We start from the raw sequence: 26061 nt of genomic DNA, 5'->3' as shown, positions 1-26061 counted from the left end.
TCTAGGCCAGAAGCGCGCGCAGCGGCGCCAGCGCCTCATGCAGTTGGACGAAGGCGCGCTCGCGCTCGCCGTCCAGGCGCTGCGCTTCGTCGAGTTCGATCCGCTGGAAGCGCAGCGCGTGGCCGGGCGCGTACTGCGCCAGGGCGGGCAGGTCCACCGTGGCGATCTGCGCGATCTTGGGATAGCCGCCGGTGGTCTGCCGGTCGGCCATGAGAATGATGGCTTCGCCGCCCGAAGGCACCTGCACGGTGCCAAAGCACGCCGCCTCGGACAGCATCTGCCGCGGCTGGTTCATCGAGAGCGCGGGGCCGATCAGGCGATAGCCCATGCGGTCGGACTGCGGGCTGATGCGGAATTCGGATTCGGAAAAGGCCTGGCGGCTGGCTTGCGAGAATTCCGGCCAGTGCACCCCGGGCAGAAAGCGGATGGCGTCGCGCGGCTTGTTGCCCAGCGTCGCGGGCAGGTAGACGCGCACGTTCCAGAGCGCCTGCTGCAACGCCGCCAGGTCGCGATCTTGCGCGAGCGGGCGGCGCAGGGGGATCGCGTCGCCCTTGGCGAGCGCGCGTCCCTGGAAGCCGCCGAAGCCGCTGCGCAGATAGGTGGTTTCGCTGCCCATGACCGGCGTCAGCGCAAAGCCGCCGTGCACGGCCAGATAGGCCCGCACGCCGACGGCAGGGCGGGCGCCGAAGGCCAGCACGTCGCCCGCGCGCGCGACCAGCGGACGCAGCAGCGGGATGTCCTTGCCGTTCAGGGTGGCGCCCAGGTCGGCGCCGGCAAGCGCGAAGCAGGCCGGCGCGTCAAAGCGCAGCGTGGGCCCCGCCAGGGTGATCTCGAGCGTGGCGGGATCGCCGTCGTTGCCCGCCAGCGCATTGGCCAGGCGGTGGGCGCGTTCGTCCATGGCGCCCGCGGCCGGGATGCCCTGGTGCTGGTAGCCTTCGCGCCCACGGTCCTGGAAGCTGGACAGCATGCCCGGCTTGATCACGGTCACGCTCATGGCCGGCCTCCCCGGATGCGGTCGAACTCGTCAGGCGTGATCGGCACGAACCGCACCGTGTCGCCGGGTTGCAGCAGGGCGGCGGGCTCGCGCGCCGGATCGAACATGACGAGCGGCGTGGCGCCGATGATGTTCCAGCCGCCGGGCAGCCGGTTGGGGTAGATGACGGTCTGCCGGTTGGCGATCGCCACCGCGCCGGGCGGCACCGCGGTGCGCGGCGACGGGCGGCGGGGGATGTTCAGTTTTTCGTCGTGCACGCCCAGATAGGCATGGCCGGGCGCGAATCCCAGCATGAACACCATGCTGCGGGGCTCGCTGTGCAGCCGGATCACGGCCTCGGGGGTCAGGTGGGCCGCGCGGGCCACGTCTTCCAGGTCCGGGCCGTGCTCGCCGCCGTAGCAGACGGGGATGTCGACCTCGCGCCCGCTGGCGTCGCCGGTGGGAATGCCCGCGGCCAGCAGCGCCTGGATCTGCTCGGAAAGCGCGGCGTAGGTGGGGCCTTCGCCGTGTCCGCCCGGCCGGTAATGCACCGCGACGGCAACGAAGGACGGCACCACGTCGGTCACGCCCGGCAGCCGCGCATCGCGCAGCTTGCGGGCGGCGGCCAGACAGGTGCGGCCGATGGCCGCGTCGATCTGATCGCCGAAGGAGACGATCAGGCAGCGGTCACCCTGGGGCAGGATGCGCCAGCGGGTTTCGGCCGGAGAAGGGGGGACGGGATTGACGTTCAACGGCACGAAACCTGTAGTGACGGGTTACTTGGCGAACAACGAATCCATGTTCTTGAACGCCTTGAATTCCAGCGCATTGCCCGACGGATCCAGGAAGAACATGGTGGCCTGTTCGCCCACTTCGCCCTTGAAACGGATGTAGGGCTCGATGACGAACTCGGTACCGGCGTCGGTCAGGCGCTTGGCCATGGCTTCCCATTGTTCCATGGAAAGCACGGCGCCGAAATGGCGCACGGGCACATTATGCGAATCCACGGCGCTGGTGGCCTTGTGGCCGCATTCGCTGGGCGCCAGGTGAGCCACGATCTGGTGGCCGTAGAAATTGAAGTCGATCCATTCGGGCGAGCTGCGGCCCTCGGGACAGCCCAGCTTTTCGCCGTAGAAGGCGCGGGCTTCGGCCAGGTCGCGGACGGGGAAGGCCAGGTGGAACGGCGGCAGGTTGGTTTGAGCGGACATGCAAGGCTCCGGGTCAGGCAAAAGAAAAATGATCGTTCGGACGGCGCGCCGCCGCAAGCGCGGCGGCGGTAGCACCACGGCATAGTTTAGGTATTGTTTTTTTTATAGCAAAACGATATTTTTCGAGTCTTAGCATCGAAAATTTTGATCGTGATCAAGGAATTCAAGACCTTTCTCGCCGTCGCCCGGGACGGCACCTTTACGGGTGCCGGGGCGCAGCTCGGGTTGACGCAGTCGGCGGTCAGCGCCCAGATCAAGCGCCTGGAGGAATACCTGGGGGTGGAACTCTTCGACCGCGGGCCGCGGGCCGCGGTGTTGAACGCCCAGGGCCGGGAAATGCTGCCGCAGGCCGAAGAGCTGGTCGCCATGGCCGAGCGCATGGCGGCGTCGGCGGGCGGGGGGCATGTCAGCGGGTTGCTGCGGATCGGGGCCATCGCCTCCGTCCAGCAGGATCTGCTGGTTCACGCGGTGGGTGAATTCCGGGCCGTCTATCCCGACGTGCGCGTGCGGATCGTGCCCGGGGTCTCGCTATCGCTGCTGGGCCAGGTGGACGCCGGCGAGGTGGATCTTGCCGTGCTGATCCGTCCGCCTTTCGCGCTGCCGCCGGAACTGGGCTGGCAGCCGCTGATGAGCGAGCCGGTAATGCTGGCGATGCCGGAATCCATGCCCGTCGCACCCTGGCGGGAATTGCTGGCGACCCAGCCCTTCATCCGCTACGACCGCGCGTCGTTCGGCGGCCGCGTCGTCGACATATTCCTGAAGAAGCACCGCATCAATGTGCACGAGGCCGTGGAACTCGATGAGATCGAGGCCATCGCGGGCATGGTGCGTCATGGGCTGGGGGTCGCGCTGCTGCCGCGGTTGCGGCGGCTGGACATGACGGGGTTGCGGCTCCTGCCGCTGGGTGACCTGGCCTTCCATCGCGAAATTGGCATCATCGGCCGCATGCCCTTCGATCCGGGCAGCGTGCGCGACAAGATCGCGGAATGCCTGCTGCGCGCGGCTTCCGAGCCTTGATCCGTCGCGCGGCAAGCCCGCCTGGGGCGTCAAAAGAAAAGAGCCCCGATTGGGGCTCTCGCGCCGAAGGGGCTCCTGACGTTACAGCCGGTCGCAGCGCACCGTGATCGGGTGATCGCGCAGGGCGGTCATTACGATGTCGTCCACCTGGCCTTCCACGTCGGTGATCACGTAGCCGATCTGGCCGCGCGTCTGCAGCGTCTGGCTGACGATGTTCAGGCCGTGCTGGGCCATCAGGTTGTCCAGCGCGCCCAGCGCGCCCGGCGCGTTGCGGTGCACATGCAGGATGCGCGTGCCGCCGGCCTGCTCCAGGAACGGCAGTTCGGGGAAGTTGACGGCGCCCTTGGTGGTGCCGGCCTGCAGGAAGCGCACGAGCTTCTCGGCCACTTCGCGGCCGATGTTCTCTTGCGATTCCTGCGTGCTGCCGCCGATGTGCGGGGTCAGGATGACGTTGGGCATCCCGATGAGCGGGCTGGCCAGCGGTTCGTCCGGACCCTTGGGTTCGGTGGGGAACACGTCCAGCGCGGCGCCGGCCAGGTGCCCGGACTTCAGCGCCGCGTGCAGCGCGGCGATGTCCACGACCGTGCCGCGCGAAGCGTTGATCAGGATGGCGCCGCGACGCATGCGTGCGATGGTCTCGGCGTTCATGATGTTTTCGGTGGACTTGCCGCCGGGCACATGCAGCGTGACGACGTCGGCCTGCTCCAGCAATTCGTTCAGCGTGCCGGCGGGACGGGCATTGCCCAGCGGCAGCTTGGCTTCCACGTCGTGATAGATGACGCGCATGCCCAGGCTTTCGGCCAGGGTGCTGATCTGCGAGCCGATGTTGCCGTAGCCCACGATGCCCAGCGTCTTGCCGCGCGTTTCAAACGCGCCCGCGGCGCTCTTGTCCCAGTGGCCCAGGTGCACGCGCGCGTTCTTTTCCGGAATGCGGCGCAGCAGCAGGATGGCTTCGCCCAGCACCAGCTCGGCCACCGAGCGCGTGTTCGAGAACGGCGCGTTGAAAACCGGAATGCCGCGCTGCATGGCCGTGTCCAGGTCCACCTGGTTCGTGCCGATGCAGAAGCACCCCACGACGCGCAGGTCGGGGTTGCCGGACAGCAGGGCGGCATCCAGGTGGGTGCGAGAACGGATCCCCGCCACCTGCACGCCGCGCAGGGCGTCGTGCAGTTGCGACGGCGGCAGGGCCGCGGCGTGCGTGACGATGTCGGTGTAGCCGGCGGCCTCGAAGACGGCGCGGGCGCTGGGATGGATGTTCTCGAACAGGACGATTTGTGCCATGACTGCCAGGGGGTGGGTGAGAAACGGTTTTATTTATTGTGGACCATTTTTGCTGCAGTGCGGCGAGTAGCCATTGAGGCGGTGTGGGTGAATTGTTTCATTGCAAGGGGGCGCCCGGCCCGCGCCCGCTGCCTAGCGGTACGCCTGGAACACCTTGGCCCCGCCGCGCTTGTCCACCAGCACGACATCGTGCGGCGTCTTGCGGCCGCCGTATTCCGGGCCGTCCATGCCCGGCGATCCCAGCGGCATGCCGGGCGCGGCAAGGCCCGCGGCGTCCGGCTTTTCCCGCAGCAGCCGGCGCACGTCGCTGGCCGGCACGTGGCCTTCGACGGCGTAGCCGTCCACCATCGCGGTGTGGCACGACCCATAGTCCGCCATGCCCGCATTGCGGCGGATGGGGCCGGTGTCGTCGACGTCGTGCGTGGTCACGGCAAAGCCGTTGTCGCGCATGTGCTGAACCCAGTCCTCGCAGCAGCCGCAGGTGGGCGTTTTCCAGACCTCCACCTTGACCGGCGTTTGCGCGGCCAGGATGGCGGGGGCGCACAGGGCCGCGGCGATGACGAGGCGGCGTGTAAGACGGGAAACGTTCATGATGCTCCGTGCAATGCGTGAGGTTGTCCGTGGGGCCGCGCCGGTCAGAACCAGAAGCGCACGCCCGCCATGACGGCGGCCTGGGACCGGCTTTCGCCCGCGTCCGCCGCGTAGCCTGCAGTCTGGCCGAACTTGCGTTCAAAGGATACGCCAACATATGGCGCGAATTCCCGGGTGACCTCGTAGCGCAGGCGCAGCGAGAACGAGCCGGCCGAAAGACCGGCGCCGACGCCACGGTCCGGATCGTCCTTGCCGTAGAGGCTGGCCTCCAGTTCGGGGGTGAGGATCAGCCGCTGGGTCAGCAGCAGGTCGTATTCGGCTTTCAGCGCCAGCGCGCTGCGGCCCGACGGACCCGCGTAGGCGGTGGCCTGCAGCTCGATGTCGTAGGGCAGCACGCCTTCGATGCCGATGGCGGCCCAGTTGCGCTTGGGGCCCGCGCCGATGTCGCGGCGCGCACCCAGCTGCAGGTCCCAGAACGGCGACACGGCATGGCTCCAGAACGCCTCGACCTTGCCGTCCGAGCCGCCGCCGCTTTCGCGTTCGCCCTCGCTCTTGAGCAGCAGGCGGTCCGTGGCGGTGCCGAACCAGAAGCGGCCATCCCACTCGAGGGCGTTGTGTCCGTCGCGATTGTGCGATGCGCCGAACTTGTCGAACAGGACCTGCCACGTCGGCGCGTTGTCCATCATGTGCGGATGGATGCCATAGCTGTCGTAGCCGCGCTCGCCCGCGCCGTCGCTGGCGGGCAGGCTGCCGATGGGCGGGGCGGCGGACGACCCGTCCGGGTCCGCCGGGCCATGGTCCATGCCGGCGTGTTCAGGTGGCGCGGGGGCGGGCGGCGCGGCGTGGTTCATCGCGCCGTGATCCATGCCGGCGTGGTCGGCCGCGCTCGGCTGCGCCCAGGAGGCGGGACCGGTCAGCGCGATGGCGATGGCGCACGCGGCCAGCGGGATATGCCTGGATTCGAGGGGTTTCATCGATTACTCCACCACGACCGCCCTGAACATGCCGGCCTCCATGTGGTACAGCAGGTGGCAGTGGTAGGCCCAGTTGCCGCGCGCATCGGCGCTCACGCGATAGCTGATGCGCTGCGCCGGATTGAGCGAGATCGTGTGCTTGCGCACCTGGAAGGCGCCGTCGGGCGATTCCAGGTCGCTCCACAGCCCGTGCAGGTGGATGGGGTGCGTCATCATCGTGTCGTTGACCAGCACGAAGCGCACGCGCTCGCCGTAGCGCAGCACGATGGGCCGGGCGTCCGAGAACTTCACGCCATTGAACGACCACATGTAGCGTTCCATGTTGCCCGTCAGGTGCAGCTCGATCTCGCGCGACGGCGGGCGATTGTCGTCCGGCTCGCGCACCGAGCGCAGGTCCGCATAGGTCAGCACGCGGCGGCCGTTGTCGCGCAGGCCGACGCCGGGATCGTCCAGCCGGGTCGAGACCACGTCGGGCAGCATGGCATTGCCTACGCCGCGCTCGGCGGGGTAGGGGTGCCGGACCTCGACCATGCCGCCCTGGTCCGCGCCGGCGCCATGGACGTCCGCGTGTTCCATGCCGGGCATCGCGCCGTGGCTCGTGGCCTCGCCGGCGGCGCCGTGCGCGGCGTCCTTGCCCGGCGCGCCGTGTTCCGCGCCCGTGCCATGCGCCATGCCCATGTCCATCATGCCCAGGCGCTGGACCGGATCCAGCGCCGGGACGTCGGCCTGCATGCCAGTCCGGGGCGCCAGCGTGGCGCGTGCGTAGCCGGAGCGGTCCATGGCCTGCGAAAAGATCGTATAGGCGCGGTCTTCCCGGGGTTCGACGATCACGTCATAGGTTTCCGCGACGCCGATGCGGAATTCCTCGATCTCCACCGGCCGCACGTCCTGCCCGTCGGCGGCCACGACCGTCATCTTCAGGCCGGGGATGCGCACGTCGAAGTACGTCATTGCCGAACCATTGATGAATCGCAGCCGCACGCGTTCGCCCGGCTTGAAGAGGCCCGTCCAGTTGCCCGCCGGCGTGGCGCCATTGGTGAGGTAGGTGTAGGTCGCGCCGGACACGTCCGCCAGGTCCGTCGGGTCCATGCGCATCTGTTCCCACATGAGGCGTTCAGCCAGCGCGCCGCGCCAGCCCTGTTCGCGCGCGTCGGCGGCCAGGCTCTGCACGGTGGGCTGGATGCGGTTGTAGTAGGCCGGCATGACCTTCAGCTTGTTGAACACGCGCATCGGGTCTTCGTCCGTCCAGTCCGACAGCAGCACCGTGTAGTCGCGGTCAGCGGCGATCGGATCGCGGCGGCGCGGGTCGATGACGATGGCGCCGTACAGGCCGGTCTGCTCCTGGAATCCCGAGTGGCTGTGATACCAGTAGGTGCCGCTCTGGCGCACGTCGAAGCGGTAGGTGAAGGTCTGGCCGGGATCGATGCCGGGAAAGCTCATGCCTGGCACGCCGTCCATGCCCGTGGGCAGGAGGATGCCGTGCCAGTGGATCGACGTCTGTTCGCGCAGCCGGTTGGTGACATGCAGGGTCACCGTGTCGCCTTCGCGCCAGCGCAGCAGCGGCGCGGGAAGCTGCCCATTGACCGTGGTGGCGATGCGCGCGGCGCCCGTGAAATTCACCGGGGTCTCGCCGATGTCCAGGTGGAATTCGGTGCCGCGCAGTTCCTGGGGCGGCGGGGGCGAGGCCAGGGCCGACCGCCAGCCGCCCAGCGCGGCCAGCGCGCCGCCAGCGGCCAGCCCATGCACGAAGCGCCGGCGCGAGGGAAGAGAGAGCGCCGTCATGTCACAGCACCGAGACCGAACCCTTCATGCCCGCGGCGTAGTGGCCGGGCTCCAGGCAGCCGAACGACACCGTGCCGGCCTTGTCGAAGCGCCACACGATCTGGCCGCTTTTGCCGGCGTCCAGCGAGATGGCGTTGGCCTCCTCGTGCCGCATGCCGGGATCCTTCATCATCATGGCGTAGTGCGCCTTCAGGTCGGCGTCGGTGCCCAGCACCAGTTCGTGCCGGATCTTGCCGCTGTTGCGCACGTTCAGGCGCACGGTCTCGCCGGCCTTGACGTCGATGTTGGCGGGCGAAAAGCGCATGGCGTCGGACATGTCGATGTCGATGGTGCGCGTGACGCGGGCGGGGTCGCCCGGCTTGCCGATGGAGCCGGCGGCGGCCGGCATGGCGTGGCCCTCATGGCCAGGGCCGTGACCGCCGGCGGCGAGGGCGGCGCCGGACAGGGCCAGCGCCAGGGCGGCGAGCGTGGTGCGTAGCAGAGTGCCTTTCACGAGAATCCTTTCGGTGTGACCGTGATGGCACTCTACGCGGGCGCGGGTGACCCGATCCTGTCCCGCAGATTACGTTTTTGTCATGTTCGCGCAAGCGGCGGGCAGGTCGGCGCTTCGGAGCGTGATGCCGACCACGGTGCCGGACGCGTCGGACCTCGCATCGGCCTCGCCGCCGTGCATGCGCGCGATCGCACGCACGATGGCCAGACCCAGCCCATGGCCTTCGCTGCGAGGCGCGCGCGCCTGGCCGGTCCGGAAGAAGCGGTCGAAAATGCGCGGCAGGTCCGCGGCCGGGATGGGCGGGCCGGGATTGCGCACCTCCACGCGCGCGCCCGCGTCCAAGGGCGAGCACGCCAGCACGATTTCGCCGCCCCGTGGCGTGGCCTTGATCGCGTTCGAGATCAGGTTGGCGAGCGCGCGGCGCACCAGCCCGCGATTGGCGGCCACGGTGGCATCGCCCTCGCAGCGCAGCCGCACGCCGTGTTCCTCCAGCGTGGCGTCGTAGTATTCCGCCACGCGCCGCGCTTCGGCGGCCAGCGACACGGACGCCAGGTCGGCGGCGCGTTCGCCGCGGTCGGCGCGGGCCAGGAACAGCATGTCGTTGACCAGGGTTTTCAGGTCTTCCAGTTCTTCCAGATTGGATTCCAGCGCGTCGCGCAGCGCCGCGGCATCGCGCGGCGAGGACAGCATGACCTGCGTGCCGTTGATGAGCGTGGCCAGCGGCGTGCGCAGTTCGTGCGCCACGTCCGCGTTGAAGCCCTCCATCTGCTGATACGCCGCTTGCAGCCGGTCCAGCGTCCGGTTGAAGGAGCGCACCAGTTCATGCAGCTCGCGGTCGGTGTCTGCCAGCGGCAGGCGGCGGGCCAGGTTGTCCGGCTGGATGCCGGCCGCCTGCTCGGACAGCCTGCGCGCCGGGGACATGCTGCGCCGCACGGCCCAGGCGGCCAGCACGACGGTGGCGCCGACCCACAGTGCGCAGATCAGGACCAGCGCGGTGCCGTAGGCGTAGAGAAACTGCGCACTGGTGCGCGTGCTGACCGCCACGGTCAGTTGCCCGCCGGGCAGGATGCGGTCGTTCATGGCGACGCGCAACCCGCGCATGCGGCCGCCGTCGGGCGCCTGCAGCAGGACCTGGCGGCCGTCGGCTGACTCCAGCGTTTCGGGGGCGGCGCCGCCGTACACCACCTTGCCCTGGGCGTCCTCGATCCAGATGCCCAGTTGCGCCTGTCCCGCGCGCATCTGGTCGAAAGTGGCGGCCAGGTCGTTCAGGCCGCTGGCGCTGTTCTGCATGTCGATCAGGTGGTCGATCAGCTCGAGCTTGCCGCTGACCTCGGTGATCTCCTGGCGTTCGACTTCGCGCTTGAGTGCCCAGAACAGCGTCGCGCCGGCCAGGCTGGACACGAGCAGGGCGATGGCGCCCAGCAGCACGGTCAGCCGCGCCTGCATCGAGCGCATGCGTGGCCGCGTCACGTCGCGGGACCGCCCGCCGTGCTGTCCGCCGGGGGACGCGATTCCAGCACGTATCCCATCCCGCGCACGGTGTGCAGCAATTTCGTGGCGTAGGGATCGTCCAGCTTGCCGCGCAGCCGGCGCACGGCTACGTCGATGACATTGGTGTCGCTGTCGAAGTGCATGTCCCAGACCTGTTCGGCCAGGGTGGTGCGCGACAGCACCTGGCCTTGCCGGCGCAGCAGCAGGGCGAGCAGGCTGAATTCCTTGGCCGTCAGGTCCAGTCGCTGACCGCCGCGCTGGGCGCGGCGGCGCGCCAGGTCCAGCTCCAGGTCGGCCAGGCGCAGCAGCGTGGGCTCCTGGGAGCGGCCGCGCCGCAGCAGCGCCTGCACGCGGGCCGCCAGCTCCGAGAACGCAAAGGGCTTGACCAGGTAATCGTCGGCGCCGCCTTCCAGGCCGCGGACCCGGTCTTCCACCGCGTCGCGCGCCGTCAGCATCAGGATCGGGGTGTCCTTGCGCGCGCGGACCGACGCCAGGATCTCGAAGCCGTCCACGCCCGGCAGCATGACGTCCAGCACGATCAGGTCGTAGGCGCCCTCCAGCGCGAGATGGCGGCCATCCACGCCGTCGCGGGCCACGTCGACCACATGGCTTTGCTCCGACAGGCCCTTTTTCAGGTAGTCGGCCAGTTTGGGTTCGTCTTCGATGACCAGGATGCGCATGGCCAAAAATTTACCACTCGCGCCGCCTGCCCGGCGGCGGGTCAGGCGGTTTCGTCGATGGCCACGCGGTCGGGCGGAAAGCGCAGGGTGAAGACGCTGCCCTTGCCCGGTTCGCTGGTGATGAGCAGTTCCGCGTCGTGGCGCATGGCGATGTGCTTGGTGATCGCCAGCCCCAGGCCGGTGCCGCCCACCGCCCGCGACCGGCCCCGGTCCACGCGGTAGAAGCGTTCGGTCAGGCGCGGCAGGTGGCGCGCCGGAATGCCGATGCCGGTGTCCTGGACGCTGTAGCGTGCGCCGCCCTCGGGCTCGCGTTCCCAGCGCACGGTGATGGTGCCCCCGTCCGGCGTATAGCGCACGGCATTGGTCAGCAGGTTGGAGAAGGCCGAGGTCAGTTCGTTCTCGGCGCCCAGCACGTCCAGCGTTTCATCGATGTGCCAGACCAGTTCGTGCCGGCCACCCGACAGCGCCTCGATCTGCTGGCGCGCCTTCTGCAGCAGCGCGCCCATGTTGACGGCGCGCGGATCGCTGCCCGGAGACGATTCCAGCGTGGACAGCGTCAGCAGGTCTTCCACGATGGCCTGCATGCGCTGGGCCTGCTCGTGCATCATGTCGATGTACTGTTCGCGCTGTTCCTGCGGCAGCGCGTCGTCGGGCAGGTCGCGCAGCGTTTCCAGAAAGCCCGCCAGCACCGTCAGCGGCGTGCGCAGTTCGTGCGACACGTTGGCGACGAAGTCGCGCCGCGTGGTTTCCAGCCGTTCGATCTGCGTCACGTCGCGGGTGATGAGCAGGCGCTGGTTGCTGGCGTAGGCCGTCAGCTGCATCATCATCAGCCGTTCCTGGCCCTGCTGGCCCAGCCGCACCAGGATCGGCTCGGGCCAGGACGGGCGATGCGCGTACTCCACGAACTCCGGCGCGCGCAGCAGGTTCAGCAGGTTGTGGCCGCGGTCGGCGGGCAGGCGCAGGCCCAGGTGCTGGCGCGCCATGCGGTTGCACCAGTCGATCTGGAAGTCTTCGTTCAGGGTCACCGCGCCATCGGGCAGGGCCTGGGCGGCCGCCAGCATGCCCTGCATGGTGTCGCGGGTTTCAGCCAGTTCGCGCGCGCGGGCGCGGGTGTAGCGATAGAGGGGGGCGAGGATGTCGTCCCAGGGTCCCACCGAGGCGGGGGGCGCGGTGTCCGGCTGGTTGGCCCAGCGCGACACCAGCGTCAGGCGCCAACTGCGCCACAGCAGCATGGCGGTCAGCGCCGCCGAGAACACGATCCAGCCCGCCGGGTCTCCAATGAGCCATTGCGCCAGTAAGGCAACCACCGCCCACAGGGCGACCAGAAATAGAGTGCGCAGCCAGATCATCGTGCGCAAGTTTTACCGCGTGGGGAGCTGTGCCGTAAACCGATAGCCGCTGCCGCGGACCGTTTCCACGTGCGCGTCATGGCCGCTGGGTTCCAGGGCCTTGCGCAGGCGGCGGATGTGCACGTCGACCGTGCGCTCTTCCACGAACACGTGGTCGCCCCAGACCTGGTCCAGGAGCTGCGAACGGGAGAACACGCGTTCGGGGTGCGTCATGAAGAAATGAAGCAGGCGGAATTCGGTGGGGCCGATCTGCAGCGCCTGGCTGTTGCCCGACAGGCGATGCGTCACCGGATCCAGCTTCAGGCCGCCCACGTCGATGACGTCGTCGGTGAGCTGGGGCGCGCGGCGGCGCAGCACGGCCTTGATGCGGGCCATCAGCTCTTTGGGGGAGAACGGCTTGGTGATGTAGTCGTCGGCGCCGGCTTCCAGGCCGTCCACCTTGTCCTGCTCGGAGCCCTTGGCGGTCAGCATGATGACCGGGACGGCGCGGGTGCGCTCATCATTGCGCAGCTTGCGCGCCATCGCCAGGCCGGAGGTGCCGGGCAGCATCCAGTCCAGCAGGATCAGGTCGGGAAGCTCGGCGCGGATCAGCGTCTGAGCCTGGTCGGCGTCGAAGGCGCGCAGCACTTTGTGCCCGGCGAAGGACAGGTTGACGGCGATCAATTCCTGGATTGCGGGTTCGTCTTCGACGACGAGAATGGTGCTGGACATATTGAATTTGGCACACTTCGGAGCGCCGGCGCGGCGCGAACATTGCGATAGTATGGCCGCAATATTTCAGGTATGTGACCGCGGCGCGCCTTCTGGCGGGTCCGTCCGCCGCCGGCGCGCGCCCGATAGGCTACCATTGAACGATATATCGGGAATCCACCATGCAAAACCCCTCCGAATCGCAACAATCCTCCGGCGCCGGCTCGGCATCCACGCACTTCGGCTTCCAGTCGGTCCCCGAAAGCGAAAAGGCCCGCAAGGTCGCCGAAGTGTTCCATTCGGTCGCCCAGCGCTACGACGTCATGAACGATTTCATGTCGGCCGGCCTGCACCGCGTCTGGAAGGCCTTCACCATCGGCCGCGCCGCCATCCGCCCCGGCATGAAGGTGCTCGACATCGCCGGCGGCACGGGCGATCTGGCCAAAGCCTTCGCCAAGCGCGCCGGTCCCACGGGCGAGGTCTGGCTGACCGACATCAATGATTCCATGCTGCGCGTGGGCCGCGACCGCCTGACCGACGCCGGGCTGCTGGTGCCCACCGCCGTGTGCGACGCCGAGCGCCTGCCGTTTCCTTCCGGCTATTTCGACCGCGTCAGCGTGGCCTTCGGCCTGCGCAACATGACCCACAAGGACCGCGCGCTGGCCGAGATGACCCGGGTGCTCAAGCCGGGCGGCAAGCTGCTCGTGCTGGAGTTCTCGCGCATCGCCAAGCCGCTGTCGCCGGCCTACGACTGGTATTCGTTCAATGTCCTGCCGTGGCTGGGCAAGAAGGTCGCCAAGGACGAGGCCAGCTACCGCTACCTGGCCGAATCCATCCGCATGCACCCCGACCAGGAGACCCTGGCCGACATGCTGCGCACCGCCGGACTGGAACGGGTGCAGTACTTCAACCTGACGGCCGGCATCGCCGCCCTGCACGAAGGGGTGCGCCTGGGCTGACGCCCGGCGTCGACGGCCATTGCGCTCGCCCGCGGGGAACTTGTGGGGCGCAGGCTTGTCCGTTATTCTTACACCATTCAGATAACTGTAAGGAAGTCGCGCAGATGGTCCCGCGTATTGCGGGGCCCTCCCGTTGCTCGGGGCAACGGGGGCGCGAGTACGAGGGAGCAAACCTATGTCCAAGTTCTGTCTTTCGCGGTTTGTCGCCGCGGCGCTCATCGCCGTTTCCGGCGCGGCGCTGGTGACGGCGTCGTTCGACGCTGAAGCCCGCCGTGCGGGTGGCGGCGCCAGCGTCGGCCGGCAATCCTCCAATGTGACGACGCAGCGCCAGGCCACCACGCCGCCGGCTGCCACCAACAATACGGCGGGCGCCACCGCCGCTCCGGCAGCCGCCGGCGCGGCCACGGCCGGCGCCGCAGGCGCTGCCGCCAAGAGCGGCGCGTCGCGCTGGCTGGGCCCCATCGCCGGCATCGCCGCCGGCCTGGGTATCGCGGCGCTGCTCTCCAGCATGGGCCTGTCGGGCGCCTTCCTGGAGTTCCTGTCGTCCGCGCTGCTGATCGCCGCCGTCGTGTTCGCCGTCATGTTCATCATTCGCCGCCTGCGCGGCGCCGGTCCTCGCACCGCGACGCAAGGCGCGTTCGGTGGGGCCAACAACGCCTCGGGCCAGCAACAGCAGCCGATGTGGCGTGAATCGCTGAAGCCGGGCGCCGCCGCGCCCGCGGCCGCCGCGCCGGTGGCTGCAGCGCCTGTCGCGCCGCCGGCCGTCCTGCCCGCCGCGGGCGATGACAACAACTGGTTCGTGCCGGGCGATTTCGACACGGTGAACTTCCTGAAGCAAGCCAAGGAACAGTTCGTCCGCATCCAGGCCGTCTGGGACAGCGGCAGCACCGATGGCCTGCGCGAGTTCCTGACCGATGACCTCATCACCGAGCTCAAGCCCCAACTGGCCGAGCGCGGCGCGGCGCCCAACAAGACCGAAGTGGTCCTGCTGAACGCCGAGATGCTGGGCATCGAGACCGTCTCCGACGGCCACCTGGCCAGCGTGCGCTTCTCGGGCATGCTGCGCGAGGCCCCGGGCGCCGAGGCTTTCCGCTTCGAAGAAGTCTGGAACCTGTTCAAGCCGGCCAACGGCGGCTGGTTGCTGGCCGGCATCCAGCAGATCCCGGTCGAGCACGCCAGCTGAGCCTGACGCACCGGATCGACCGATCCTCTGCCGCGGGCGCCGCAAGGCGTCCGCTCGAACCGGCCCCCAAAGGGCCGGTTTTTCCATGCGCCTGGGCAAAACAGGCTCCCATCTAACCCGTTACACTCCCGATTTACCCATCAACTTCGGCAAGCCCTCCCGGGGTCCTTGCAACCGCCATGCTGCCTTTTCCGTTCCTGCCAACTCCCACGCGCCTGGCCATCAGCGCCCTCAACGCCCTGTTGCGGCGCGAGGACTGGGCGCGCGAGCGCCTGGCCCGGCATGCCGGCAAGACGGTGCGCTTTGCGGTGGGCGGCTTCACGCTGGGCTTGTCGATCGACAGCGAGGGCCTGGCTGACCAGGCCGACCCGGCCGTGGTGCCCGATGTCACGTTGACCGTGGCCCCCGAAAAGCTGCGGCTGCCGCGCCTGGGCGCCGGGCACGAGAAGCCCGATTTCGCCGAGGCGACACACATCTCCGGCGACGCGGCGCTCGCGCAGGTGGTGGCGGACCTGTCCAAGCAGTTGCGCTGGGACCCGGAAGACGCGCTGGCGCGCGTGGTGGGCGACATCGCCGCGTTGCGCATCGTGGGCGGCGCGCGCGCCGTGGCGGGCGGCGCCCGCACGGCTGGCCAGCGCCTGGCCCAGAACGTCTCGGAATACCTGGCTGAAGAAAGCGGCGTGCTGGCGGGCCGCCCGGCGCTGGAACAATGGCGCCTGGACCTGGCCGAACTGAACGCCCGCGCCGATGCGCTGGCGCGTTCGGCGGCCGCCCTGCAAACCCGCCTGGCCTCGGCCGGCGCGAAACGGGGCGCCTGATCCATGTTCCCCTTGCTGCGCCTCTTTCGCATCATCGTCGTGTCGCTGCGCTATGGCCTGGACGAGCTGGTGCTGTCCAGCCTGAATCATCCGCTGGCCACCTGCCTGCTGCGCGTCATACGCCTGGGCACGCGCCCGCGCCTGCCGCGCGGGCAGCGCCTGCGCCTGGCGCTGGAATCGCTGGGCCCCATCTTCGTGAAGTTCGGGCAGGTGCTGTCCACCCGCCGCGACCTGATTCCCGCCGATATCGCCAACGAACTGGCGCTGCTGCAGGACCGCGTGCCGCCGTTCCCGTCGGCGCAGGCGGCCGCCTGCATCGAGGCGGCGCTGGGCGCGCCGCCGGAAAAGCTGTTCGCACAGTTCGACGTGGACCCGGTGGCCTCGGCCTCCATCGCGCAGGTTCACTTCGCGGTGCTGCACGATGGCCGCGAAGTGGCCGTGAAGGTGCTGCGCCCGGGGATGCTCAGCATCATCGAAAAGGACCTGTCGCTGCTGAAAGTGGTGGCGCGCATCATCGAACGCCTGGGCGCCGACGGCCGCCGCCTGAAGCCGCGCGAGGTCGTGGCGGAATTCGACAAGTACCTGCACGACGAGCTGGACCTGGTGCGCGAGGCCTCCAACTGCAGCCAGCTGCGCCGCAACTTCGGCCCCGAGTCCGGCCGCGGCGACATGTTGATCGTGCCGGAGGTCATCTGGGAATACACGGCGACCACCGTCTTCACCATGCAGCGCATGTACGGCATGCCGGTGGGCCAGGTGGAGCGCATGCGCCAGGCCGGCATCGACATCCCGACGCTGGCGCGCACCGGCGTGGAGATCTTCTTCACGCAGGTCTTCACGGACGGCTTCTTTCACGCCGACATGCACCCGGGCAACATCTACGTGTCGGACCGCCCGGACACGCTGGGCAGCTATATCGCGCTGGACTTCGGCATCGTGGGCTCGCTGTCCGAGTTCGACAAGAATTACCTGGCGCAGAACTTCCTGGCGTTCTTCCACCGCGACTACCGCCGCGTGGCGCAATTGCACATCGAGTCGGGCTGGGTGCCGGCCGACACGCGCGAAGAAGAACTGGAGGGCGCGGTGCGCGCCGTCTGCGAACCCTACTTTGACCGGCCGCTGTCGGAGATCTCGCTGGGGCAGGTGCTGCTGCGGCTCTTCCAGACCTCGCGCCGGTTCAACGTCGAGATCCAGCCGCAGCTCGTGCTGCTGCAAAAGACCTTGCTGAACGTCGAGGGACTGGGCCGCCAGCTCGATCCCAACCTGGATCTCTGGAAGACCGCCAAGCCCTACCTGGAACGCTGGATGCGCCAGCGCGTCGGGCTCAAGGGCCTGCGGCAAAGCCTGGAAAAAGAAGCCGCGCAGTGGTCGCAGATGCTGCCCGCGCTGCCCAGGCTGGTCCATGACCACCTGAGCCGGCCCAACGTCTCGCCAGCCCTGCTGACCGAGATGATCCAGCTGCGCCGCGCACAAGAGCAGAACAACCGGCTGGTTGCAGCGCTGGTTGGTGTGCTGGCGCTGGCCGTCGGGGTCGCCTTATGGGCCCTGACCCGATAGGCGGCGCGATGATCTAGACCTCTACTGTCATGTTTCATTCATGAAACGGTCATCATAGCTTCGCGGGAGACGGCGAAAAATAGCGCTGCGGTGGATGGAATGCAGCGCCACGCCTACAAGACGCGCGCGCCATTCACTCATTCTCATAGCCCCACTAGGGGGACGAATACAAGGGCAGAACATGCTTTATCCTGAACTCTTCAAGACCATGGAAGCCGTGCGCTGGAACATGGCGCACGACATTCCCTGGGGCGATTTCGACCGTAGCAAGCTCTCGGACGAGCAGGCCCACACGATCAAGATGAACGCCATCACCGAGTGGGCGGCGCTGCCGGCCACCGAGATGTTCCTGCGCGACAACCGCGGCGACAGCGATTTCTGCGCGTTCATGTCGGTCTGGTTCTTTGAGGAACAGAAGCACTCCCTGGTGCTGATCGAGTATCTGCGGCGCTTCCGCCCGGACCTCGTGCCCACCGAGGAAGAGCTGCACAACGTGCGCTTCGAGTTCGACGCCGCGCCGGAACTCGAAACCCTGATGCTGCATTTCTGCGGCGAGATCCGCCTGAACCACTGGTACCGCCGCGCCGCTGAATGGCACACCGAGCCGGTCATCAAGGCCATCTACAAGACCGTGGCCCAGGACGAGGCGCGCCATGCCGGCGCCTATCTGCAGTACATGCGCCGCGCCCTGCACGACCGCGGGCAGGACACGAGCGAACAGGCCCGCCTGGCGTTCTCCAAGATCGGCGTGTTGATGGCGTCGGCCGGGCGCACGCAGCAGGCGCTGCATCCGACCAACCTGCACGTCAACAAGGACCTGTTCCCCAACGACACGGTTCAGTCGCGCCTGCCCGAGCCGGGCTGGCTGGAGCACTGGCTGGACGCGCAGATCCGCTTTGACGGCGTCTGGGAGCAGAAGGTCGCCTCGCGCATCCTGCACATCCTGTCCAAGCTGATGGATCGCAGCTTCGAGACGGTCAAGGACCTGAACCGCTATCGCAAGGAAATGACCGCGCTGATCGTGCCCAAGGACAAAGAGATCATCCTGGCGGGCGCCTGATCCCTCCTATAATCGCCGCATGCCTGCCGCCCGTTTCGAATCCAAGGTCCTGTCCCGCGACGACTGCGTCGCCGCCGTCGCCGCCGGCCGCTTTGCGCGTCCGCTGGTGTTCACCAATGGCGTGTTCGACATCCTGCATCGCGGGCACGCGACCTACCTGGACCAGGCGGCCCAACTGGGCGCCACCCTGGTGGTGGCGGTCAACACCGACGAATCGGTGCGCCGCCTGGGCAAGGGCGCCGAGCGTCCGCTGAACCGCATGGAAGACCGCGCGGCGCTGCTGGCCGCGCTGGGCTTCGTCACCGTGGTCACGTCCTTCCATGAAGACACGCCCGAGGCCCTGATCGGCCAGCTCAAGCCTGACCTGATCGTCAAGGGCGGCGACTACGACATGGAAAAGCTGCCCGAGACCGCGCTGGTCAAGACCTGGGGCGGCCGCGCGGTGGCGATTCCCTTTGAATTCGAGCGCTCGACGACGGCGCTGGTGAAGAAGATCCAGGCGGGTTGATCCCTGCCGGAACCGCGCTCAGCGCGGCATGTGCAGCAGCCGGTTGATCGCTTCCAGGTCGGTCTCGGCCAGGATGCCGCTGGTGGCCTTCAGGCGCAGGCCGGATAGCACCGTGCTGTATCGCGCCAGCGCCAGGTCGCGCTGCGTGGCGTAGAGCTGCTGCTGGGCGTTGAGCACGTCCAGGTTGATGCGCACGCCGACCTCGTAACCCGTACGGTTGGCTTCCACGGCGGCGCGGCTGGATTTTTCGCCGGCTTCCAGCGCCTGGATGCGCGCCAGCCCGCTGGTGACGCCGGTGTAGTACTGGCGCGCGGCCTGCACGGCCTGGCGGCGCGCGGTTTCGAAGTCGTAGCGCGCCTTCTGTTCCAGCTCGACCTTTTCCGTGACCTGCGATGAGACGCCGCCGCCCGAGTACAGCGGTATGGACAGCACCACGCCGATCGTGTTGTCGATCGGCTTGCCGGGCGCCGCATTGCGCATGACGGCGTCGCTGGCGCTGCCGCTGGTGGCGCGCAGGTTCAGGGTGGGATAGTGGCCGCTCTTGGCGATCTGGATCTCGCGGCCGGCGATGCGGGTGAGCAGTTGCGCGCGCAGCACCTCCAGGCTGGAGGATTCGGCCTGGTTGCTCCAGTCGGCGATGCGGGCGGGCTGGGGCGCGGGAAGCTTCACGCCGTAGGGCAGTTCGGCCAGGGCGCCAGGCGGCGTTCCGATGATCTTGGCGAGCTCGTCGCGGCGCACTTCCAGGTCGTTCTGCAGCCGCAGTTCCTGCGCGACGACGAGGTCATAGCGCGACTGCGCCTCGTACGTGTCAGTGATGGTGGCGTTGCCGAGCTCGAAGTTGCGCTTGGCAGATTCGAGCTGCCCGGCGACGGCGGCCTTTTCGGCCTCGGTGGCGGTCAGCGTGTCCTGGGCATACAGGACGTTGAAATAGGCGTCCGCGACCCGCAGCAGCAGGTCCTGGTAGGCCTGCTGGAGCTGCACTTCGACGTCGGCGACGATGAGCTTGGACTGCTCGAAATTCTGCCAGCGACCCCAGTCGAAGAGCGGCTGGGTCAGCGCCAGGTCCCACACGCCGCGCCCGCCGCTGTAGGCATAGGACAGCCCGCGGGTGCTGCGGGTCTCCTGGTAGGCGCCGCCGGCCTCGGCGGTGATCAGCGGCAGCAGCAGCGCGCGCGCCTGCGGTTCTTTTTCAAGGCCCGCGCGGTAGTTGGCCCGCGCGGCGGCATAGGTGGGGTCGTTGCCCAGCGCGGCCTGCCAGACCTGGATCAGGTTCTGGGCGGACGCCGTCAGCGGGCCGACGCTTGCGGCGCAGGTGAAAACCAGTAAAGCCGTAAGCGATCGGACGCGCATGATCATTCAACGATACGCCGGGCCGCCGGACGCGACGCCGGCCCCATGGGGGCCGGGCGGATGGCGGCGGGTTTGCGGGGTCAGAACTTGAACTGGGACACCGCGACGCCGCGCAACGGCTTGATGACCGTTTCGAAGAGGTTCACGGTTTCGAAGCTGGCGGCGGTGGTGCGGGTGATGCGACAGGCCGTCATGACGGGCGCCTGGCCAACCACCACGACAAGGCGGCCGCCCACGCGCAGCTGGTACTTCAGCGCGTCCGGCACGACCGGCACGGAACCGGTGACCAGGATGGCGTCGTATTCGGTGGAGCCCCAGCCATTGCGGGCGTCGCCGGTTTCGACCTTGACGTTGGTGACGTTGTTCATCTGCAGGTTCTGCTGCGCGAAGGTCACCAGGCGGCTGTCGATTTCAACCGAGGTGACCTGCTGCGCCAGGTAGGCCAGCAGGGCGGCCTGGTAGCCCGAGCCCGTGCCGATCTCCAGCACGCAGTCGGACTTGGTCAGCAGCAGTTCCTGGGCGAGGCGCGCTTCGACCTTGGGGGCCAGCATGGTCTGGCGCGTGTTGACCGCATTGATCTCCAGCGGCAGCTCCAGGTCGGAAAACGCCAGCGCGCGCAGGGCCGGCGGAACGAATTGTTCGCGGCGCACATCGAACAGCGCTTGCAGCACGTTGGCGTCCAGGACATCCCACGGGCGGATCTGCTGTTCCACCATGTTGAAGCGGGCTTGTTCTACGTCGGGCAGGGTCGAAGCGTTCATGACGGTCAGAAAAAACAGAGGAATCAACAGGCCATTGTACCGATTCGTAGCGTCCTGTGACGACGCGCCGGCGCGGCAGATGTTTCAGGCGCGGCGCACGGTCCCGGCCACGCGGACGGCGCCCCGCGGGGCGCCGCCGTGCGTGGGGCCGGGGGCCCCTACCACCAGGCGTGGAAGTGGTGGACCGGGCCGTGGCCGGAGCCCACCGACAGGCGCTCCGCGTGGCGGATGGCCTCGGTGAGGTAGGCCTTGGCGCGCTTGGCCGATTCCGGTACGTCCCCGATTTGGGGCAGCAGCGCGGCCAGCGCGGCCGACAGCGTGCAGCCGGTGCCGTGCGTATTGGCGGTGTCGATGCGGTGGCCGGGCAGTTCGATCATGCGATCGCCGTCGTGCAGCAGGTCGATGGTTTCGCTGCCGGGCAGGTGGCCGCCCTTGACCAGCACCCAGCGCTCGCCCGAATGCGCCAGCTTGTTGCGCAGGCGTTCGGCCACGCGGCGCATTTCCTTGACGGTTTCCACGGGCCGCTCTTCCAGCAGCACGCCGGCCTCGGGCAGGTTGGGCGTCAGCAGGGTGGTCAGGGGCAGCATGGCTTCGCGCATGGCGCCCACGGCGTCGTTTTCCAGCAGCAGGTCGCCGCTCTTGGCGACCATGACCGGATCCAGCACCACGTGGGCGGGCGTCCATTTGGCGAGCTTTTCGGCGACCACCTCGATGACCGGGCGCTGGCCCAGCATGCCGATCTTGACGGCGTCGATGCGCACGTCGGTGAACAGCGTGTCGATCTGCAGGCCGACGAAGGCGGGCGGCACGGGCGAAATACCGGTCACGCCCTGCGTGTTCTGCGCTGTGAGCGCGGCGATGATGGCGCAGCCGTAGGCGCCCAGCGCGCTCATGGCCTTGACGTCGGCCAGGATGCCGGCGCCGCCGGACGGGTCGACGCCCGCGATGGTCAGCGCGTTGGGGATGGGGCGGCCGCTGGCGGCCGGCTGGCGGGAGTTCATTTGGCGGGACCGGCGGTGATCAGCCCTTCGGTGGGCGAGCTGGGCGCGCCGCTGTACAGCTTCTTGGGCATGCGGCCGGCCAGGAAGGCCTCGCGGCCGCCTTCCACGCCTTTCTTCATGGCGCTGGCCATGAGGACGGGATCGCGCGCGGCGGCGATGGCGGTGTTCATCAGCACGGCGTCGCAGCCCAGCTCCATGGCGATGGCGGCGTCGGACGCCGTGCCCACGCCGGCGTCCACCACGACCGGCACGCGGGCCTGGTCGATGATGAGGCGCAGATTCCAGGGATTCAGGATGCCCATGCCCGAGCCGATCAGGGACGCGAGCGGCATGACGGCGACCGCGCCCATGTCTTCCAGCATGCGGCACTGGATGGGATCGTCGGTGCAATAGACCATGACCTTGAAGCCCTCGTCGACCAGCGTCTTGGTGGCCTTGAGGGTTTCGGGCATGTTGGGAAAGAGGGTGTGCGGGTCGCCCAGCACTTCCAGCTTGACCAGATCATGGCCGTCCAGCAGCTCGCGCGCCAGGCGCAGTGTGCGCACGGCGTCGTCGGCGGTGTAGCAGCCTGCCGTGTTCGGCAGCAGGGTGAATTTCGAGGTGGGGACGTAATCCAGCAGGTTCGGTTCGCCGGCGTTCTGGCCGATGTTGGTGCGGCGGATGGCGACCGTGACGATTTCCGTGCCGCTGGCGTCCAGCGCCGCGCGGGTCTGTTCGAAGTCCTTGTACTTGCCGGTTCCGACGAGCAGGCGCGACGAATAGGCGCGGCCGGCGATGGTGAGGGTGTCTTGTGTGGTCATGGCGGTGCTTCAAAGGGCGGGCGCGCACGATGCGAGGCCCGCGGGGGACTGGCTGTTGGTGCACGAATGATAAAGCAGGACGCGCAAGGGCAGGACAGGCCCCCGCCCGGCGCGTTCCACTATTTGCGGATCGCGCGCGTCAGCGCACCCGGTCCAGGTCGGCGCAGAGGGACTCGGCCGCGTCGATCAGCCGCGGCCCGGGCCGGTACAGCGCGTCGGCGTCGATGCCGTAGACGTGGCCCTGGCGCGCCGCCGGCAGGCCCATCGCCTGCCATGCGGCCAGGTTCGCCCGCGTGTCTTCAGGCCCGGCAACGCCGGCCAGCACGACCTCGGGCCGCGCCGCGAGCACGCCTTCCAGGTTGACCTGCGGCGCCACGATGGACGCCTGGCCAAAGACGTTGACGCCGCCGCACAGGCGCAGCGCGTCGCTGACGATGCTGGCGTCGTTCAGCGTGTAGATGGGATTCAGGCCCGCCTGCACGAAGACGCGCACCGGCCGGCGGCCGGCATAGCGCGTCTTCAGGGCGTCCAGCCGGGCGCGCAGGTCGCGCGCGGCCGCGTTGGCCACGGTTTCGGTGCCGAACAGGACGCCCATGCGCTCCACCGCGCCAGGTATGGCCGCCAGCGTCAGGGGATCGCTGTAGAAGACCGGCACGCCCAGCTTGTCCATCACGCGCGCCAGCGGTTCGGCGGCGCCGGGCTGCCAGGCGATCAGCAGGTCGGGGCGGGCGGCCGCCACGCGTTCGGCGTCGGGCTGCGTGCCGTCGCCCAGGACGGGCAGCGCGCGGGCGGCGGGCGGATAGTCGCTGCCCCGCACGGTGCCCACGAGGAAGTCGCCCGCGCCGGCGGCGTAGGCCAGTTCGGTGGCGTGGGGCGCCAGCGTCACCGCGCGGCGCGCGGGCGATTCAAGCGCGACGTTGCGGCCGCGGTCATCCTGGACCTGGATGGCCGGCGCGCCGCGCGCGAGCGCCGGGCCGAGCGCCAGCATCAGCGCCAATCCGGCGGTCGTCAGGACGCGGTAGGAGGTCATGCGGCGGCTCCGTCGGGTTGGCGCAAGCGCCGGGCAGCAATCAATAGCGTAGCGTGAGCGACGCGTAGAAGTTGCGGCCGGGGGCGGGGTACAGGCTGTAGTTGGCGACCGGACCCAGCATTTCGAACGAGGCGTTGCCGCCGCGGATGCCGTACGTGGCGTACTGGCGGTCGAAGATGTTGTTCACGCCCACCGCGGCTTCGATGTTGCGGGTGAACTTGTACGCCAGCTTGGTGTTGAACAGCACGTACGCGTCCAACTGCTTGTCGAACTGGTTGGCCTGGTCGTTGTCCATGCGCGACTTGCCCACGTATTGCGCCGACACGTTCCACAGGAAGGCGTCAGTGGGGCGCCAGGTCACGCCGGCGTTGGCCAGCCACTTGGGCGCCAGCGGCACGGTCTTGCCCGCGAGGTCCACGCCGGCGTAGGTGCCGGAACGGAACTGCGCTTCCATCCAGGTCAGGTTGGCGTCCAGGGTAAGGCTGCTGGAGATGGCGGTGTGGCCTTCGAGCTCGATGCCCTGGCGGCGCGTCGGATCCAGGTTGGTGTTGGCGCCGGTGCCCGGTCCCCACAGGCCGTCGGCCAGCGGGTTGTACTGGATCTCGTTGGTCAGGTCATAGTGGAAGTACGACAGGCGCGCGCTGCTGGTGGCCGACTGCCAGGTGACGCCCAGTTCCTTGTCGATGGAGGTCTGGGGCGCCAGCGGCGACTGGACCGACAGCAGTTCGTCGGCGTTGGGCAGGCGGAAGCTGCGGCCGACCTTGCCGTACACGCCGAAGCCGCCGGACAGGTCCTGGCGCACGCCCAGTTGCCAGGCGGTCAGGTGATTGCTGCGATTGGACGGCGTGCCGGAGCCCGAGATCACGTCCAGGTCGTCGGACGCATACTGGCGGCGCACGCCCATCGTCACGTAGGTGCTGTCCGTGGCGCGGATCTGGCCTTCGGCGAACAGGCCGTACTGGTGCTGGCGCGACTGCCATTGCGACGGCTCGAAGTCGTAGTACGCGTTCTGGTCGGCGGTGGTCTTGGCTTCCTGCGCGTCGGCGCCGAAGACGATGCTGTGGCCGCCATTGATCGGCAGGCGGTAGCGCACGCTGGCGATGTTCTCTTCCAGCTTCTGGTCGCGCAGCGTGTCGCCGAAACCGTCGTAGGTCAGGCCGCTGAGCTTCTTTTCGCGGGTCGACAGGTCCGAGTACAGCACGCCGGCGCCGATGGCCTGTTCGAGCTGCAGGCCGAAGGTGGTGGTCGTGGTCTTGACGTAGTCGACGTCGTTCTTCGAGCCGCGCGGATCGTCCTGGTATTCGTTGACGCCGGTGAACGGGTTGATCGTGCGCGGGCCGGGCAGTTCCAGCTTCTGCGTGGTGGTGCGGCCGTACAGGCGGATCGAGCCGTCGTCGTGGCGGAACGTGATGCCGCCGCCGCCGCCTTCGCGGCGCTCGCCGCTGTTGTCGCGGTAGCCGTCGCTGTGCAGCGACTGCATGTAGGCGTCCACGCCCACCTTTTCATTGTTCATGGAGACGGCGGCGTCGTACTGGCGCAGGCCGTAGCTGCCGAAGGTGGCGGTGGCGCGGGCGGTCACCGGCTCCTTCGTGAAATCGGACTTGGTGATGATGTTGATCACGCCGCCGGTGGTGCCGCCGCCGTACTGCACGGAGCCGCTGCCGCGCACGATTTCGATGCGTTCGACCTGGTCCAGGGGCACCACGCCCAGGCTGGGCGCCGACAGGTCGTTGGTGTTCTGCTTGACGCCGTCGATGAGGATCAGCGTGTTGCTCGCGCCGGTGATGCCGAAGCCGCGCAGGTCCACGATGGCGTTGTCGCTGGAGCTGGTGGTGTTGATCAGGTTGATGCCGGCCTGCGTGGACAGCAGATCCTGCATCGTGCGGGCGCTGCTGGCCGCAATGTCCCGGGCGGTGATGACCGAAATCGACACCGGCAGCGTGCGGCCGTCGGTGGGCACGCGCTGGGCGGTGACGGTGATGCTGTCGAGCTCTTGCGGGGCGGGAGCGGTTTGCTGGGCGGCGGCGATGGCCGGAGCGGTACAGAGCAGGGCGCCGGCATAGCGCCGGATGGAGCGGACTTTCATCTACTTGACCTCGAAGCGACCCGCGACCCCGCAGGCCATTCACGATGGGGAGGATGCCCAGGCGCCGGGCGGGCCGTGAGGCCGCGTGGCGTGGGAGAGGCATCCTGACGAGCGAACTGGCCGGTATCGGGCTGCCATGGGCGCATCTGCGCGCATGGGGACCGTTGCGGGGGCAGCACAGGCTGGACATGGGGAGCTGCCGGGCGCCTTCTGGGCGGCGCGGCGGCCCCGGGGGGCGTCTTCCTGTTTCCCGTTTACCTTTCGCGCGCGGCGGGCAAGTGTTGCGTCCTTGCCCGGCCTGGTGCGCCGAAAGCACCGGTTCGGGGCCGAAACTGTATCACCGTGAGGCGCGCGAAGGCCCATTTTGTTACGATCAGGGCTTGTTTTTCCGGCGTTTTTCGCGTTTTAGCCACATCTGC

25 protein-coding genes are annotated in these 26061 nt (G+C 68.5%); 7 read left to right on the top strand and 18 right to left on the bottom strand.

Annotated elements, in window-relative coordinates; all coding sequences use genetic code 11:
• Window position 1 precedes the first annotated feature (1 nt).
• Genes ACZ50Q_RS26070 through ACZ50Q_RS26060 form a run of 3 tightly spaced genes read right to left on the bottom strand, consistent with a single transcriptional unit; the run spans window position 2 to window position 2181 of the window.
• The gene (locus ACZ50Q_RS26070) at window positions 2-994 is read right to left on the bottom strand and encodes a 5-oxoprolinase subunit C family protein (protein WP_464079959.1); all 993 of its coding nucleotides are present in this window, start codon (window positions 992-994) and stop codon (window positions 2-4) included.
• Window positions 991-1731 carry a 5-oxoprolinase subunit PxpB gene (gene pxpB / locus ACZ50Q_RS26065; protein ID WP_464079958.1) on the bottom strand — a complete coding sequence of 247 codons (741 nt, stop codon included), beginning with the start codon at window positions 1729-1731 and terminating at the stop codon, window positions 991-993. Before pxpB ends, ACZ50Q_RS26070 begins: the two co-directional genes overlap by 4 nt.
• Window positions 1732-1749: 18 nt before the next feature.
• Window positions 1750-2181, bottom strand: coding sequence for a VOC family protein (locus ACZ50Q_RS26060; protein WP_076518636.1), 432 nt, complete (start codon window positions 2179-2181; stop codon window positions 1750-1752).
• A gap of 150 nt (window positions 2182-2331) precedes the next feature.
• Here ACZ50Q_RS26060 and ACZ50Q_RS26055 point away from each other — a divergent pair, with 150 nt between their 5' ends.
• Entirely contained in the window at window positions 2332-3198 is an 867-nt protein-coding gene (locus ACZ50Q_RS26055) for a LysR family transcriptional regulator (RefSeq protein WP_464079957.1), read from the top strand.
• 81 nt (window positions 3199-3279) lie between these two features.
• On the opposite strand, the gene serA is transcribed toward ACZ50Q_RS26055, so the two are convergent.
• The 9 genes from serA to phoB all read right to left on the bottom strand — a co-directional run bounded on the left by serA (window position 3280) and on the right by phoB (window position 12550).
• A complete protein-coding gene (serA, locus tag ACZ50Q_RS26050; RefSeq protein ID WP_464079956.1) occupies window positions 3280-4479 on the bottom strand; it encodes a phosphoglycerate dehydrogenase in 1200 nt (399 codons plus the stop codon).
• A gap of 132 nt (window positions 4480-4611) precedes the next feature.
• On the bottom strand, window positions 4612-5070 hold the full coding sequence (locus tag ACZ50Q_RS26045; RefSeq protein ID WP_092579964.1) for a DUF411 domain-containing protein: 459 nt from the start codon (window positions 5068-5070) through the stop codon (window positions 4612-4614).
• A 44-nt stretch (window positions 5071-5114) separates the two neighbouring features.
• On the bottom strand, window positions 5115-6044 hold the full coding sequence (locus tag ACZ50Q_RS26040; protein ID WP_092579962.1) for a copper resistance protein B: 930 nt from the start codon (window positions 6042-6044) through the stop codon (window positions 5115-5117).
• 3 nt (window positions 6045-6047) lie between these two features.
• Entirely contained in the window at window positions 6048-7826 is a 1779-nt protein-coding gene (locus ACZ50Q_RS26035) for a copper resistance system multicopper oxidase (RefSeq protein WP_092579960.1), read from the bottom strand.
• 1 nt (window position 7827) lies between these two features.
• Window positions 7828-8319 (bottom strand): cupredoxin domain-containing protein, encoded by a 492-nt coding sequence (locus ACZ50Q_RS26030; protein WP_092579958.1) that lies wholly within the window; start codon window positions 8317-8319, stop codon window positions 7828-7830.
• A 69-nt stretch (window positions 8320-8388) separates the two neighbouring features.
• Window positions 8389-9765, bottom strand: a complete 1377-nt coding sequence (locus ACZ50Q_RS26025) for a heavy metal sensor histidine kinase (protein ID WP_371467081.1) — start codon at window positions 9763-9765, stop codon at window positions 8389-8391.
• Window positions 9766-9785: 20 nt separating this feature from the next.
• On the bottom strand, window positions 9786-10490 hold the full coding sequence (locus ACZ50Q_RS26020) for a heavy metal response regulator transcription factor (RefSeq protein ID WP_464079955.1): 705 nt from the start codon (window positions 10488-10490) through the stop codon (window positions 9786-9788).
• Window positions 10491-10531: 41 nt separating this feature from the next.
• On the bottom strand, window positions 10532-11839 hold the full coding sequence (gene phoR, locus ACZ50Q_RS26015; RefSeq protein WP_076518644.1) for a phosphate regulon sensor histidine kinase PhoR: 1308 nt from the start codon (window positions 11837-11839) through the stop codon (window positions 10532-10534).
• A 12-nt stretch (window positions 11840-11851) separates the two neighbouring features.
• Complete coding sequence (gene phoB / locus ACZ50Q_RS26010) at window positions 11852-12550, bottom strand: phosphate regulon transcriptional regulator PhoB (protein WP_076518645.1); 699 nt, start codon at window positions 12548-12550, stop codon at window positions 11852-11854.
• Window positions 12551-12711: 161 nt separating this feature from the next.
• Between phoB and ubiE the strand changes: the two genes are divergently transcribed.
• The 6 genes from ubiE to ACZ50Q_RS25980 all read left to right on the top strand — a co-directional run bounded on the left by ubiE (window position 12712) and on the right by ACZ50Q_RS25980 (window position 18614).
• Window positions 12712-13488, top strand: a complete 777-nt coding sequence (gene ubiE / locus ACZ50Q_RS26005) for a bifunctional demethylmenaquinone methyltransferase/2-methoxy-6-polyprenyl-1,4-benzoquinol methylase UbiE (RefSeq protein ID WP_092579953.1) — start codon at window positions 12712-12714, stop codon at window positions 13486-13488.
• 175 nt (window positions 13489-13663) lie between these two features.
• Entirely contained in the window at window positions 13664-14671 is a 1008-nt protein-coding gene (locus ACZ50Q_RS26000) for a Tim44 domain-containing protein (RefSeq protein ID WP_076518647.1), read from the top strand.
• 179 nt (window positions 14672-14850) lie between these two features.
• Window positions 14851-15489, top strand: a complete 639-nt coding sequence (locus ACZ50Q_RS25995; protein ID WP_464079954.1) for a ubiquinone biosynthesis accessory factor UbiJ — start codon at window positions 14851-14853, stop codon at window positions 15487-15489.
• 3 nt (window positions 15490-15492) lie between these two features.
• A complete protein-coding gene (gene ubiB / locus ACZ50Q_RS25990) occupies window positions 15493-17046 on the top strand; it encodes a ubiquinone biosynthesis regulatory protein kinase UbiB (protein ID WP_092579947.1) in 1554 nt (517 codons plus the stop codon).
• Window positions 17047-17227: 181 nt separating this feature from the next.
• Window positions 17228-18106, top strand: coding sequence for a ferritin-like domain-containing protein (locus tag ACZ50Q_RS25985; RefSeq protein ID WP_076518650.1), 879 nt, complete (start codon window positions 17228-17230; stop codon window positions 18104-18106).
• A 19-nt stretch (window positions 18107-18125) separates the two neighbouring features.
• Complete coding sequence (locus ACZ50Q_RS25980; RefSeq protein ID WP_092579943.1) at window positions 18126-18614, top strand: adenylyltransferase/cytidyltransferase family protein; 489 nt, start codon at window positions 18126-18128, stop codon at window positions 18612-18614.
• A gap of 18 nt (window positions 18615-18632) precedes the next feature.
• Here the strand turns inward: ACZ50Q_RS25980 and ACZ50Q_RS25975 are convergent, their stop codons facing one another.
• The 6 genes from ACZ50Q_RS25975 to ACZ50Q_RS25950 form a co-directional block, all read right to left on the bottom strand.
• Complete coding sequence (locus ACZ50Q_RS25975) at window positions 18633-19964, bottom strand: TolC family outer membrane protein (protein WP_092580036.1); 1332 nt, start codon at window positions 19962-19964, stop codon at window positions 18633-18635.
• 80 nt (window positions 19965-20044) lie between these two features.
• Window positions 20045-20725 carry a protein-L-isoaspartate O-methyltransferase family protein gene (locus ACZ50Q_RS25970; protein ID WP_076521917.1) on the bottom strand — a complete coding sequence of 227 codons (681 nt, stop codon included), beginning with the start codon at window positions 20723-20725 and terminating at the stop codon, window positions 20045-20047.
• Between the two features lie 158 nt (window positions 20726-20883).
• Window positions 20884-21726: a bifunctional hydroxymethylpyrimidine kinase/phosphomethylpyrimidine kinase gene (gene thiD / locus ACZ50Q_RS25965; RefSeq protein ID WP_076518652.1), complete on the bottom strand. Its 843-nt coding sequence runs from the start codon at window positions 21724-21726 to the stop codon at window positions 20884-20886.
• Window positions 21723-22526: a thiazole synthase gene (locus ACZ50Q_RS25960; RefSeq protein ID WP_076518653.1), complete on the bottom strand. Its 804-nt coding sequence runs from the start codon at window positions 22524-22526 to the stop codon at window positions 21723-21725. The genes thiD and ACZ50Q_RS25960 overlap by 4 nt, the downstream gene beginning before the upstream one ends.
• Before the next feature lie 139 nt (window positions 22527-22665).
• Window positions 22666-23556, bottom strand: a complete 891-nt coding sequence (locus ACZ50Q_RS25955) for a cobalamin-binding protein (protein WP_464079953.1) — start codon at window positions 23554-23556, stop codon at window positions 22666-22668.
• A 40-nt stretch (window positions 23557-23596) separates the two neighbouring features.
• Window positions 23597-25642, bottom strand: a complete 2046-nt coding sequence (locus tag ACZ50Q_RS25950) for a TonB-dependent receptor (protein ID WP_464079952.1) — start codon at window positions 25640-25642, stop codon at window positions 23597-23599.
• Between the last annotated feature and the right edge of the window lie 419 nt (window positions 25643-26061).

It is taken from the genome of Achromobacter sp. T5-5 (genome assembly GCF_055397965.1).
Note: the sequence above shows the minus strand (reverse complement) of the source record. Positions and strands in the feature narration are given on the sequence as shown.

Excerpts from the sequence above, each read along its gene's own strand:
- ACZ50Q_RS26060 (WP_076518636.1), bottom strand. The coding sequence starts at position 2,181 with ATGTCCGCTCAAACCAACCTGCCGCCGTTCCACCTGGCCTTCCCCGTC.
- ACZ50Q_RS25995 (WP_464079954.1), top strand. The coding sequence starts at position 14,851 with ATGCTGCCTTTTCCGTTCCTGCCAACTCCCACGCGCCTGGCCATCAGC.
- ACZ50Q_RS26040 (WP_092579962.1), bottom strand. The coding sequence starts at position 6,044 with ATGAAACCCCTCGAATCCAGGCATATCCCGCTGGCCGCGTGCGCCATC.
- ACZ50Q_RS26035 (WP_092579960.1), bottom strand. The coding sequence starts at position 7,826 with ATGACGGCGCTCTCTCTTCCCTCGCGCCGGCGCTTCGTGCATGGGCTG.
- serA (WP_464079956.1), bottom strand. The coding sequence starts at position 4,479 with ATGGCACAAATCGTCCTGTTCGAGAACATCCATCCCAGCGCCCGCGCC.
- phoB (WP_076518645.1), bottom strand. The coding sequence starts at position 12,550 with ATGTCCAGCACCATTCTCGTCGTCGAAGACGAACCCGCAATCCAGGAA.
- thiD (WP_076518652.1), bottom strand. The coding sequence starts at position 21,726 with ATGAACTCCCGCCAGCCGGCCGCCAGCGGCCGCCCCATCCCCAACGCG.
- ACZ50Q_RS26070 (WP_464079959.1), bottom strand. The coding sequence starts at position 994 with ATGAGCGTGACCGTGATCAAGCCGGGCATGCTGTCCAGCTTCCAGGAC.
- ACZ50Q_RS26020 (WP_464079955.1), bottom strand. The coding sequence starts at position 10,490 with ATGCGCATCCTGGTCATCGAAGACGAACCCAAACTGGCCGACTACCTG.
- ACZ50Q_RS26025 (WP_371467081.1), bottom strand. The coding sequence starts at position 9,765 with ATGCAGGCGCGGCTGACCGTGCTGCTGGGCGCCATCGCCCTGCTCGTG.
- ubiB (WP_092579947.1), top strand. The coding sequence starts at position 15,493 with ATGTTCCCCTTGCTGCGCCTCTTTCGCATCATCGTCGTGTCGCTGCGC.
- phoR (WP_076518644.1), bottom strand. The coding sequence starts at position 11,839 with ATGATCTGGCTGCGCACTCTATTTCTGGTCGCCCTGTGGGCGGTGGTT.
- ACZ50Q_RS25985 (WP_076518650.1), top strand. The coding sequence starts at position 17,228 with ATGCTTTATCCTGAACTCTTCAAGACCATGGAAGCCGTGCGCTGGAAC.
- ACZ50Q_RS25955 (WP_464079953.1), bottom strand. The coding sequence starts at position 23,556 with ATGACCTCCTACCGCGTCCTGACGACCGCCGGATTGGCGCTGATGCTG.
- ACZ50Q_RS25960 (WP_076518653.1), bottom strand. The coding sequence starts at position 22,526 with ATGACCACACAAGACACCCTCACCATCGCCGGCCGCGCCTATTCGTCG.
- ACZ50Q_RS25970 (WP_076521917.1), bottom strand. The coding sequence starts at position 20,725 with ATGAACGCTTCGACCCTGCCCGACGTAGAACAAGCCCGCTTCAACATG.
- ACZ50Q_RS26045 (WP_092579964.1), bottom strand. The coding sequence starts at position 5,070 with ATGAACGTTTCCCGTCTTACACGCCGCCTCGTCATCGCCGCGGCCCTG.
- ACZ50Q_RS25975 (WP_092580036.1), bottom strand. The coding sequence starts at position 19,964 with ATGCGCGTCCGATCGCTTACGGCTTTACTGGTTTTCACCTGCGCCGCA.
- ubiE (WP_092579953.1), top strand. The coding sequence starts at position 12,712 with ATGCAAAACCCCTCCGAATCGCAACAATCCTCCGGCGCCGGCTCGGCA.
- ACZ50Q_RS25950 (WP_464079952.1), bottom strand. The coding sequence starts at position 25,642 with ATGAAAGTCCGCTCCATCCGGCGCTATGCCGGCGCCCTGCTCTGTACC.
- ACZ50Q_RS25980 (WP_092579943.1), top strand. The coding sequence starts at position 18,126 with ATGCCTGCCGCCCGTTTCGAATCCAAGGTCCTGTCCCGCGACGACTGC.
- ACZ50Q_RS26000 (WP_076518647.1), top strand. The coding sequence starts at position 13,664 with ATGTCCAAGTTCTGTCTTTCGCGGTTTGTCGCCGCGGCGCTCATCGCC.